The 12686-nt window shown below is 49.3% G+C and carries 8 protein-coding genes; 6 read left to right on the top strand and 2 right to left on the bottom strand.

Translation table 11 applies throughout. The annotated features are described in order from the left end of the window. Positions 1-47: 47 nt before the first annotated feature. Together AB1611_06585 and AB1611_06580 are read right to left on the bottom strand one after the other, a co-directional pair. Positions 48-308, bottom strand: a complete 261-nt coding sequence (locus AB1611_06585; GenBank protein MEW6379257.1) for a DUF5647 family protein — start codon at positions 306-308, stop codon at positions 48-50. Between the two features lie 277 nt (positions 309-585). Next, a complete protein-coding gene (locus AB1611_06580) occupies positions 586-1590 on the bottom strand; it encodes a transposase (protein ID MEW6379256.1) in 1005 nt (334 codons plus the stop codon). A 258-nt stretch (positions 1591-1848) separates the two neighbouring features. On the opposite strand from AB1611_06580, the gene AB1611_06575 reads away from it, so the two are divergent. From AB1611_06575 to AB1611_06550, 6 genes are all read left to right on the top strand, one after another. Continuing rightward, positions 1849-2079, top strand: a complete 231-nt coding sequence (locus tag AB1611_06575; protein ID MEW6379255.1) for a hypothetical protein — start codon at positions 1849-1851, stop codon at positions 2077-2079. Between the two features lie 18 nt (positions 2080-2097). Continuing rightward, a complete protein-coding gene (locus AB1611_06570) occupies positions 2098-2328 on the top strand; it encodes a hypothetical protein (GenBank protein ID MEW6379254.1) in 231 nt (76 codons plus the stop codon). Positions 2329-2797: 469 nt separating this feature from the next. After that, complete coding sequence (locus AB1611_06565; GenBank protein ID MEW6379253.1) at positions 2798-3604, top strand: right-handed parallel beta-helix repeat-containing protein; 807 nt, start codon at positions 2798-2800, stop codon at positions 3602-3604. A gap of 92 nt (positions 3605-3696) precedes the next feature. Next, complete coding sequence (locus AB1611_06560) at positions 3697-7173, top strand: hypothetical protein (GenBank protein ID MEW6379252.1); 3477 nt, start codon at positions 3697-3699, stop codon at positions 7171-7173. 676 nt (positions 7174-7849) lie between these two features. Next, on the top strand, positions 7850-8743 hold the full coding sequence (locus AB1611_06555; protein MEW6379251.1) for a right-handed parallel beta-helix repeat-containing protein: 894 nt from the start codon (positions 7850-7852) through the stop codon (positions 8741-8743). Between the two features lie 49 nt (positions 8744-8792). Then, positions 8793-12275, top strand: a complete 3483-nt coding sequence (locus tag AB1611_06550; GenBank protein MEW6379250.1) for a hypothetical protein — start codon at positions 8793-8795, stop codon at positions 12273-12275. Positions 12276-12686 lie beyond the last annotated feature (411 nt).

The following is a 12686-nucleotide window of genomic DNA, read 5'->3' as shown; positions in this document are numbered from 1 at the left end:
TATTTATGCTTACCTCAGCCCTGGTTAGGCGTTAATTTTCGAAAGGTTTATCCAGCTACCAGTTCTAAATCCTTTATCCGTGAGTGAGCTGGTGCCATTTTTTTGATAGTGATATAGACCATTGTTTGATCTTCTTCTGCTTGTTTCTTTGCAAGATTAGTACTCCATTCATTGAATTCTTTATCTCCCTCCAAAAGCAGGACTATGTGGGCATTGTTGGGAATCTTTTCAGAAAATTCCGGATGCTCTCTCATGTATCGATCAAATTCAATTCCAAGAACGCTGGTTCTTCTTTCATAAATGTTCATGGATGTTCTCCTCTTAAAAACTTCTCTTTGTACAATTCCCAGTTAATGTTTATATCTTCATCCGCTAAGGTTAAACTATCTTCATATGGAAGATTAATATTCTCTTTTATTTTTTTGCCTTTATTATTGTATCGATCTATATGAGCAAAGTTATGACTACAATCATATCGAATTACTGGTTTCCATTTCCCTTCTAACTCTACCTCAAGCTGAACAGCAAAATAAATAATTTTACCTTTTTCTGTTTTATGGTAATAAGAGCAAGGGGGTCAAATCTTTATTCTTGTAACGTCCGATAGCAACCAGGCGACAATAGTCGTTCAATCTTTCGAAAGAGACCCTGAAGTTCCTCATCATGTTTCATACCCTGCCGCAATCGCTTTCTGCTCTGGCTCACGGTCGAGTAGTCGACTCCAAACAGCTCTCCTATTTCCCGGTTATTCAATCCGCCAAACCGATACAAAAGATCCATGCTAATATATCTTGTTATTCCAGAGGTTTTTATCAATTCCTCTGGCCTCATCTCAAGCACCTCCGCTGCAGCTTTGAGGATTTCATCCTTGGCGACATATCGGTAAACCTTACCTACCGCTGGCCGCTCTCTGTCTTTTACTCCTTTCAAAAACTTATCACTGACCCAGGAAACAAAACCATCTCCTCCAAGCAGGCTTTGTCCAATGATTTTATCCTTTATCGATAAACCCTCCGCCACATCTGACTCAATCTGTTTTGTATACGCTCTTCTTCCCCCAAGAGTATCACCACCAAATTCCTCAAGTATATATCCATACTCAACGAACTCATATCTGCCTTTGGTATCTCGATATCCGGGAAGGCTGCTCCATTGGTAATTCCACAAAACATCAAGTTGTTCTCCGATTGTTTTTTTCCTGATATCATTGACCCTGACCGGATTCAGATGAATATAACGGGATACACTTGAAAAATAGGCATCTTTTTCGATGAGTAGACTTTTATATCTACCTTGATACAGATGACCGCAACGATTATGTTGTCGATTGAAATAAGATGTATAGGTAATAGTAAAGTGACGCATGAAATCTCCAAGATTTCCCAAGGGAGTTTCAACCAACAGGTGGAAATGATTCGACATCAATACAAAACAGTGGACTCTGACCTGATAGGTCTTAACCGATTGAGCAAGAATGTTCAGAAAACGTAGGCGATCCTCATCATCCCCAAAAATACTTTTCTGCTCATTTCCACGGTCTGTGATGTGATATATTGCACCTGGATATTGGATACGCAAAGGTCTACTCATGCTTAAAGATTACCTTAAAATGATCATAATTGTCAAAAATAAAGATTTGACCCCAATATTCGTGGAGGCAGTTCTGGCTCTCCAGCCAGATGAAGTTGGTTTATGTAATGTGCGAGGGTATGGAGATGATTATGGATTGGTAAGTACAATAAGCTAAAGCTACATTACCACCTTGCAAGTTGACAATCTCAACTATTTTAATCTATGCTAATAATAGGCTACGGAGGAGATGGACTTATATTTGTCCCATAGTGATCGATGAATTTTGAAATAATTAGTGAAATCACGAGTATTGAAATAATATCGGTGGGAAATTCAATTCATGAGGTTAAAAGATTGCGGAAAATATATGGCACTGGGAGATGGAGAAAATTAAAGGGGATAGCTTTGGTTCGTCTCTCCGATGGATTTATGTGTAAAGCCGAGGTGCATTGGTACGAGGCTCATGGAATTGGCAAGAAGGAAATTAAATTAAAAAGGATTCTGTAAAATTAATTTATAAAAATAATGAGGAAGGATAAACATATTTTGGAATCAAAATTCGTTGTTTGCATTAAAAATGAAAATTACTCTGCTTCTCTGGAATTGCGGAAAATCTATCAAGTGATAGACGACAAGCAAGCTGGCGAACATCAATACCTTCGAGTCATTGATGAATCAGGGGAGGATTATCTATATCCGGCTGATTATTTCGTTCCCATTGAGGTCCCACGTGCTGCAGAGAAGGTATTTTCATAAATCGTAACTACTCAGGCACAAAGGGGCAAAGGCACAGAGGCACAAAGTTACCTTTGCCTATTTGTGTCTATTTGCTGTTTAACTTCCCAGCTAAATTGCCCAGCATTCATCTATCTTCTTTGCCCCCTTTGTGCCTTTGCCCCTTTGTGCCTCTGTGCCTGAGTAGTTACCTCAGGAATTGAATTGTTTCTCATCTATCACTGAAGATTGGCATCATTTATGCTACTTTATTTAAAAAGATACCTATGCCTTGAATATATTGCTACCAGTAGCCTCGATTTCATCCAATCTTAGGCCCTATTCCATATTCCTGGCAGGGTGGTTAGCTGTAAAGAATTCCTTACAAGGAGGTGGGAAAGGCCAGGATACCTATCGAAGCTTATCGGACCGGCTCAAACAGCCGGAAGCAGAACTCACGGTTGCAGCAGATATCTCTAACCCAATTAATAATCTCAGGAGGATGACCTGTATGAAAAGTAAAAGGAATACTCAATTGGTCCTGCTGACCTTACTGTTTATAACGCTTATCTCTATCCCCTCGGTTTGCGGGCTCCTTTCCGCTGATGAGGGGGACAGTCAGGTTGAAATCAGCCAGACGCCATCTACCACCTTTCCCATTGTCATTGACCAGCCGGGAAATTATATCCTGACTGGCGATATCACTGTATCAACCCCTCAGGTAAACGGCATTGAGATCATGGCCGACGATGTCACTCTTGACTTGAATGGCTACACTCTCACCGGTCCGGGAGGTGAAGGGACCGGCATCGGCATCTCTGTTGCTCAGAGGGAGAATGCTGAAATCATCAACGGAACAGTGCAGGGTTTTTTTTCCGGCATCAACCTTTCCGGCAATAATCATCAGCTCAAAAATGTCAGTGCCTGCCAGAACAGTTCCTCTGGAATCGAGGCCGGATCATCTCTCATAACAGATTGCCAGGCCAATGCTAACGGCTTACATGGCCTTATGGCCACCTCTTCGACGATAACCACCTGCACGGCGAATGCCAACGGTTCCTGCGGTATGCATGTCACCTCCTGCACGGTTACTGGTTGCACGGCCAGCTTCAATGGCTCACATGGCATTTATGCTGTCGATAAATGCTGTCTTGAGGAGACCACCATAAGGGACAATGGCGGATATGGGCTGTATCTGGATCCTGACTACAGCTACGCCATCAGGAATGTGGCTGGCAATAATGCCGCCGGGAATTTCTATCAGACAGGCACTCATTACCTGCCTCTCAGCGGTGATGAGGCTAATGTGGATGAATAACTCTACAATATGTCATAAATAACATACCATAAGATACACCAGGGGTTATTGCAGCTTTTTTCCGGAAAATTCACAGGTCAGGGAGCAGGATAATGCTTGAGAGAAGGATTAACAGAAGGATTAACAGAAGGACTGAGAGAGGGAATGGGAAAGGATCAAGAGCGGTTTTGGCTCTTGTTATTCTTTGTTTATCAGGTATTGCAGGGAAAGCAGGGAGGGGATGGTCCAGCCCGCTCTGCGGCATACACCAGAGCAGCTTGAGAGGGCCTCAACTCATTGGCTGTACCTATTGCCATGATGATCCCTATCCTGGATATCTGAAGGATGGTTTGACTCTGGCCAGCACCACGGTCTGCAATCACTGCCACGGCCAGGATGGGCAATTTGACGGAGTGAACGATCCGGTCATCGGAGCCAAGGCCAACTGGCAGGCCGGGGGTGTGTATGAGGTCGATCAGTTGAAGCCGGGCAGGGAAAGATGGTGTGTCGGCTGCCATGATGACGGAAGTTGCGTGATTGAGACTGTGGCTGCGCCGAACATTGCCGGAAAATCCCTGACTGGAGACTGGCAGAGCCCTGCTCTCATAGCCGCATCCGAAATTCAGGGTGCGGAGAATCTTCTGGACCATAACGTCAATACGGGAACGACCGGTACCGCAGGGGGATACATCACCTTTGATCTTGCTCAGACTGCCGATGTTTCCCACATCAGGCTTTACACAGCGTCGGATCTTGAGGTCTGCTGGAATGTCTACGGGGGGAACGATCCGGCCTGCAGCACCAAGACACTCTTGGGGTCATCCGTCATCTTTGCCGCTCCGACCTGGAAAACAGGGCCTGCGGAAGGGTGGAATGAGGTCAGGCTGGATAGATTCATTCCGGTCCGGTATCTCAAACTTGGCAGGGTGAGTCCCTGGCCGCTGACCGTCAATTGCCTGCGTGAATTTGAATTCAAAAAGGATTTACAGTACGGCTATTACCGTAACGGCCATAAGATCAGGTGCGATTGCTGCCACGACCTGGCCAGTGTTCACATCGATGGCGAGGCCAGGACCTACCAGGCCAGCCTGAACAACTATCAGAGCGGCTATCGTCTCAGGAGCGTGGAGGTGGATGGGCAGATGGTTCCTCCTCTCGAGATTCCGCGGACCGGGTGCAACAGCGGGGAAAATCCCAGAACCGGCAATGACTTTGCCCTGTGCTTTTCCTGCCATGACAAATATAAGCTCCTGGGCGATGCCTATGCTTCGGGCAGCTTTCTTCAGGATCCTCCGGCCACGAACTTTAAAAATGAAGATCATCCTGATGGAAACGGCAAAGTGAAAAATGAGCACCTTCGCCACCTGCAGGGAAGGGGCAACTGTGGTAACACCAAAGACTGGGACTCTGACTGGGATGGTACCGGAGATTCACCCCAGAGCTGCCCGGCCTGTCACAATGTTCATGGCTCCCCCTCTCCGGCCATGACCAGGCATGGAGAACTGGCCAGTACACCCGGTACTGCTGACAAGGCTCCCATGTTCAACTTCCAGTATCTGAACGCTGAGGGGAAAGCCGATTCCGGCCTTTCGGATGTCATGCAAAGCACCGGCGGCTGCACCCAGTTCTATAGCCCCGGCCCCGGCTCAGTGGGTAAAAATAAAATGTGCGGCATGTGCCATAACGATCAGGTGACCTACCATCGCGTTCCTGGCAATTCCTGCCAGAATTGCCACAGCCAGGAGGTGCAGTCCCATCCAAGCCACCACACTCACCTTGCGGCAGACCGGGGGCCATCCATCGGATGCTGGGATTGCCATGCTGCCGGCGATGAGAATAGCCCGCATGTCTTTCTCTTTGCCGATAATAAGCCATTGGCTGAAACCGAAGTCTGTAATCCCTGCCACAGCCCCGAAGGGACCTATGACGGAGTAAGCGATCCGGTCATTGGGGCCAAGAATAACTGGAGCGGCGGCGTCTATCAGGATACCAGGCTGAAAGCGGGTAAAGAAAAGTGGTGTGCAGGCTGCCATGACGAGGTTCCCGCCGGGAGCCGGGCCGATGGTTCAGGGGTGGATGCTCCGGCGGTGATCGGCGACGAGAGTGCTGCTGCGCCTTATGGCTATTATACAACAGGGCATGGAAAGCAGAATCTGGTCCTGTGCACCGACTGCCACGATCCCTCCCTGATGCATATAGACCATGAGCATCGAACCTATCAGGAATCCCTGAACAACTACACGGCAGGATACCGGTTAAAGACGGTCAATGGCGGGCCTGCCTTGAAGATCAGAGACACTCCGCCCATGATTTCTGATCCGACTACATCGTGGCAGGATTTTGCCCTTTGCCTGAGCTGCCATAATAAATATGAGCTGCTGGGCCACAGCGAGGGCCAGGGTCTATGGCATAAGGATCCGCCTTTTGGTACAAATTTCGGAACCTACCGGAATGAGCACTATCAGCACCTCAGGCTGAATGTCGGGAATTACTGCGATTCCGATTTTGACGGCACCGGCGATGCAGCCTCGACCTGCACGACCTGTCACAATGTCCACGGCTCACCCTCTGCGGCTATGATCAGACATGGTGAATTGATCAGCCCGCCGGGAACGCAAAGTTATGTGCCCTCCTTCGATTTTGGCTGGATGACCAGAGATGAGGACGGCTCCTGCATCTGGAGACCCAATCTCCCGAGTGCAGGGCAATACAAGGTTTTGGTAACCTGGTCTAATATCAGGGGTTTTGACTTCAGTGAAAACTCATCCCATGCCAAATTTAAGGTCGTGCATGCCAGCGGAGAAACCGTCATCTATAAGAATCAGCGTGAAAATGCCGGCCAGAGCCCGATCGTATGGAACCTTCTTGGGACTTTCTCCTTCAATCAGGGAACTTCCGGCTATCTTCAGCTTACCTCCGAGGATATCGAGGATACGGTCAGCAGCAGCAATACTCCGGAAAGAGACGCTCTCAGTTGTGTTGTTGCCGATGCTGTTAAATTCAAAAACGTGGCTGATGGGTCGGTTATCGTTATCGATAATCCTCAGGCCGAATTTCAGGGAACATGGACAAAGAGCACTGCTTCAACGCATTACGGTACTAATTTCCGCTATTACCGCAAGTCGAAGAGAAATGACAGTGCCACCCGCAGTGAGAGTGTCGGCGGCAATATGGTCAGGCCGGATAATATCATTTACAACCATAGCTGCGTCGGCTGTCATAGCAATATCTTCTATGCCCATCCGAGCATTGTGCCCAAGACATCATCCGCTCCGGCAGCCTCAGAAGCCAGGGCTGTCCCTCAGGCAGTAATGGTGGGCCAAAGCACCACGATCACTGCCTATGCTTTTGATACGGATAATGACCTGACCTCGGTCACCATTGATTTGAGCTCCATCCAGGGCAATTCATCCCAGGTTATGTACGATGACGGCACTCACGGGGATTCCCTGGCCAGCGATCATGTCTACAGCATTACCGTGACTATCCAGGCGGGGGTACCTGCCGGCGTGAAACAACTGACGATAACCGCACAGGATGCCACCGGCAAGCAGGACCAAACGCAGGTATCTCTGGAGGTGACTCAGTAAGGCAGACTATTGCTTCCTGTAACGCGGATTCCGCTACTCTCCTTTCCCCTTGAGTTCAGGGGCGGACCTGTCCGCCCCTGAACTATCACCATGCCCTCTTTTTTTGATTCAAATTGAATCATCGTCGCTCATATATGGTAACCATCACACTGTTTGGATCTGATGCCTTCAGCGAAGTGAAAATCCTATAGAGGGGAGAAATATTATTGTGTTGTCTTACCAATATGAGCGATCATCGTTCATCTGCCGCTGAAGATTGGCATCATTTATGCTCTTTATACAGAGGGAGATACCATGCCTCGTGCATATTATTGCCAACAGGCTGAATTGCATACGGGCCTTTAGGACGAATGGCACTTACATAAGCTAAGCTTATAATATAGAGAGAACACAAAGCGCACAGGGGAAAACGATCTCCCGCAGAGACGCAGAGGCGCAGAGAGCAACCAATCCGGCAAGGGCCTGATGAAAGTCGGGATATCCCGATGTGTCAACGGCATGGAAGCAAGCAAAAAGTAAAAAAGCACAAGGAGGAACTTATTTTACTTTTACTTTTCAATGATATCCTCTGCGTCTCAGCGTCTCTGCGGGAAAATTACTAATTCTTATGTAAGTGCCATTCCCTTTAGGACCCCATGTGAGTTCAGCCCATAATGACCTCAGGAGAACAATCTGTATGGAAAATAAAAAAAATATTCAATTGGTCCTGCTGACCATGTTATTTATCGTGCTTACCGCTATCCTCTCTGCTTGCGGCCTGTTTTCTCCTGACGAGAAGGAGAGGCAGGATACATCCAGCCAGACACCATCCGCCACGAGCAGCACTGCCTCTACTGCCTCTAATAATGGCTTGCTGTTCCTGGCAGAGGGACAGGCTGAAGTCAGCCAGACACCATCCACCACTTTTCCCATCGTTATCGACCAGCCGGGGAATTATACCCTGACCGGCAACATCACCGTATCCACTCTCAATGTGAACGGGATCAAGATCAGGGCTGGCAATGTGACTCTCGATCTGGCAGGCTATACCATCACCGGCCCCGGAAGTGGAGGGAGCGGTGTGGGTATCTTTGTCTCTCAGGGGGAGAATGCCCAAATCATGAATGGAGCGGTGCAGAATTTCCTGTCCGGCATCAGCCTGTCCGGAAGCAATCATCAAGTAAGAAATATCACATCTAGCCATAACAGCTCCTTTGGCATCGAGGCCGGATACTCTCTCATAACCGATTGTCAGGCCATTTCCAATGGATCTCATGGCTTTAAGGCCAACTCCTCGACTATAACCAACTGCACGGCAAATTCCAACAGTTCCTGCGGTCTGCAAGCCAGCGAATCCACAGTCACTGGCTGCACCGCTCAATCCAATAGCTCCCACGGCATTTGTACTTATGGTAAATGTCGTATCGAGGGGAACATCATGAGGAACAATGGCGGGTATGGGCTGTATTTGAATCCTGACTACAGTTACGCCATCAAGAATAAGGCCGGCAATAATACTGCCGGGGATTTCTACCAGACAGGCAATCATTACCTGCCTGTCAGTGGCCTTGAGGCCAATGTGGTTGAATGAGGATGTGAGGTTCTCTCATTATTAAGGAATAAGGTTAAGGAGCGGGTCGATGCATACGAGAAGGATTAAGAACAGGTGGAGGAGTAGAGGTAAGGGATCGACAGCACTATTGATTTTCTTTGTGCTTTGTTTGCCGGGCATTTTCGGAGAGGCCGGGAGGGGGCAGGCGGCGGCTGGTCCGGCGCAAACCCATCAGAGCAGTATGAGGGGGCCTGATCTTCCGGACGATTGCAGCTACTGTCACGATAACCCCTATCCAGGGTATTTCAAGGATGGACTGCCTCTGGTCAATACTACGGTCTGTGATCCCTGTCATAGTCCGGACGGGCAATTTGACGGAGTGAACGATCCGGTCATCGGGGCCAAAGCCAACTGGCAGGCCGGGGGTGTGTATGCGGGCGATCATCTGAAGCCGGGCCGGGAAAAATGGTGTGTCGGCTGCCATGATGACGGAAGTTGCGTGATTGAGACTGTGGCTGCGCCGAACATTGCCGGAAAATCCCTGACTGGAGACTGGCAGAGCCCTGCTCTCATAGCCGCATCAGGAATTCAGGGTGCGGAGAATCTTCTGGACCATAACGTCAATACGGGAACGACCGGTACCGCAGGGGGATACATTACCTTTGACCTTGCTCAGTCTACCGATGTTACCCACGTCAGGCTTTATACTGCTTCGGGTCTTGAGGTCAACTGGAGCATCGATGGCGGAGATGATTTATCTTGCAGTACCAGGGTTTTGCTTGGGTCATCCACCCTCTTTGGCTCTCCTACCTGGAAAACAGGACCGGCAGAGGGATGGAATGAAGTCAGGCTGGACAGGTTTATTCCGGTCCGCTACCTCAAACTTGTCAAGGTGAGTGGCTGGCCGCTGACCGTCAATTGCCTGCGTGAATTTGAATTCAAAAAGGATTTACAGTACGGCTATTACCGGAATGGCCACAAGATCAGGTGCGATGGCTGCCATGACCTGGCCAGTGCTCACATCGATGGTGTGGCCAGGACCTACCAGGCCAGCCGGAACAACTATCAGAGCGGCTATCGTCTCAGGAGCGTGGAGGTGAATGGACAGACGGTTCCTCCTCTCGAGATTCCGCGGACCGGGTGCAACAGCGGGGAATACCCCAGAACAGACAATGACTTTGCCCTGTGCTTTTCCTGCCATGACAAATATAAGCTCCTGAGCGATGCCTATGCTTCAGGCAATTTTTACCAGGATCCCCCGGCCACGAATTTTCGCAACGAAGATCACCCCGATGCAAACGGCAAAGTGAAAAATGAGCATCTTCGCCATTTGCAGGGAAGGGGTAACTGTGGTAACACCATGGACTGGGACTCTGACTGGGATGGTACCGGAGATTCACCCCAGAGCTGCCCGGCCTGTCACAATGTTCATGGCTCCCCATCTCCGGCCATGACCAGGCATGGAGAGCTGGCAAGTACACCGGGTACTGCCGATAAAGCTCCCATGTTCAACTTCCAGTACCTGGATACAGATGGAAAACAGGATGCCGACCTTTCGGATGTCATGCAAAGCACCGGCGGCTGCACCCAGTTCTCCGGCCCCGGCCCCGGCTCAGTGAATAAAAATAAAATGTGCAACATGTGCCATCCGGACCAGATGACCTACCACCGTGCTCCCGTCAATACCTGCCAGGATTGCCATAGTCAGTATGTGCAGTCCCATCCAAGCCATCACACTCACCTTGCAGCGGACCGTGGTCCGTCCATCGGATGCTGGGACTGTCATGCTGCCGGCAGTGAGGGTAATCCGCATACGTTTCTTTTTGCCGATAATAAACCATTGGCTGAAACCGGCGTCTGTGATCCCTGCCACAGCCCTGACGGGACCTATGACGGAGTGAATGATCCGGCCATTGGGGCCAAAAATAACTGGAGCGGCGGGGTATATCAGGATACCGATACCAGACTGGAAGCCGGTAAAGAAACGTGGTGCGCCGGCTGTCATGATGAGGTTCCTGCCGGGAGCCGGGCCGATGGTCCAGGAGTGGATGCTCCGGCGGTGATCGGTAACGAGAACATTGATAAGCCGTATGGTTACTATAAGACAGGACACGGAAAACAGAACCTGGTTCTGTGCACCGACTGCCATGACCCCTCAATGGCGCATATCGATCATCAGCATCGAACCTATCGGGCTTCCCTGAAGAATTATCAGGCAGGATATCGGTTAAAAAATGTCAATGGCGGGGCTCCCTTGAGAATCAGAAATACTCCGCCAACGATTCCCGATCCTGCCTCGTCGTGGCAGGATTTTGCCCTCTGCCTGAGATGCCATAACAAATATGAGCTCCTGGGCCATAGTGAAGGACAGGGACCATGGCACAAAGATCCACCTTTTGGCACGAATTTCGGAACCTGCCGGAATGAGCATTATCAGCACCTTAAGCTGAATGTCAGGAATTACTGCGACTCTGATTTCGACGGTACCGGCGATGCAGCCTCGACCTGCACAACCTGCCACAATGTCCACGGCTCGCCCTCTGCGGCCATGATCAGGCACGGTGAATTGATCAGCCCGCCGGGAACGCAGGACTGGGTGCCCTCCTTCGATTTTGGCTGGCTGATCAGAAACGAAAGCAGCTCCTGCACCTGGAGGCCCGATCTTCCGAGTGCCGGGCAGTATAAAGTCTTTGTAACCTGGTCTGATATCAGGGGCATCGACCCCAGTTTAAATTCCAGCCATGCCAAGTACAAGGTCGTACATTCCGGCGGAGAAACTGTCATCTACCAAAATCAGCGGAATAATGCGGGCAAAAGCCCGATCGTCTGGAACCTGCTGGGAACCTTCTCCTTCGATCAGGGGACTTCCGGCTCTGTCGAGCTTACTTCCGGGGATATCGAGGATACAGTCAGCAACTTAAGTAATCCGCGAAGGGATGCTCTCAGTTATGTTATCGCCGATGCTGTCAAGTTTAAGTCGGTGAGTGACGGATCTACCATAATAATTGATGATTCTCAGGCTGAATTTGAAGGTCTATGGTCAGAGCCAGATAAACCTATTTCAACATACTATGGCAACAATTTCCACTATGCCCGAAAGTCGCTGCGAAATGATGACAGCGCCACCCGCAGTGAGAGTGTCGGCGGCAATATGGCCAGGCCGGATAATATCATTTACAACCATAGCTGCGTCGGCTGCCATAGCAATATCTTTTATGCCCATCCGAGCATTGCGCCCAAGACATCGTTCGCACCGGCAGTTTCAGAAGCCAGGGCTGTCCCTCAGGCAGTAATGGTGGGCCAAAACACCACGATCACTGCCTATGCTTTTGATACGGATAATAATCTGGCGTCGGTCACCATTGATTTGAGCTCTATTCTGGGCAGTTCATCCCAGGTTATGTATGATGACGGCACTCACGGGGATTCCCTGGCCATCGACCATGTCTACAGCATTACCGTGACTATCCAGGCGGGAGTATCTGCCGGCGTGAAGCAACTGACGATAACCGCCCAGGATGCCGCTGGCAGGCAGGACCAAACCCAGGTATCTCTGGAGGTGACTCGGTAAGGCAGATTATTCGCCCTGACCATTGCAGGTTATTGGTCATTGTTCAGCAAACACAGAGCCCAGGGCAGTGTTTTTCCCCCTCGCCCCTTCGGGGAGAGGGTCGGGGTGAGGGGCGTTCTTAGACTGTGCATTTCTGGTCATCATAACTTTCCGTTCTTTCAGAGCTTCCCGTTCTTTCGGCGAGGATGTTTCAGAGGTGAAACATCCTCGCCGAATTCTAAAATTAAAAAGCCAACATAACATATTGATCTTAAAGCCATTTCTATAAAGATAAATTTCGAACTCATATTGGGTATTTTTCAGTTGGGCAATTTTCCTTACAATTATTAAGCTATGTAAGCTTTTCCTCTCAATCAATTTGAAACAATCCCTCCCCAATGACCTTATTATAAGAAATAATCAGTTCATTTT

Source organism: bacterium (assembly GCA_040755755.1).
In the GTDB taxonomy this organism is placed as follows: Bacteria; SZUA-182; SZUA-182; order DTGQ01; family DTGQ01; genus DTGQ01.
The sequence above is the reverse complement of the archived record's forward strand: the minus strand, read 5'-3'. Positions and strand labels throughout refer to the sequence as shown.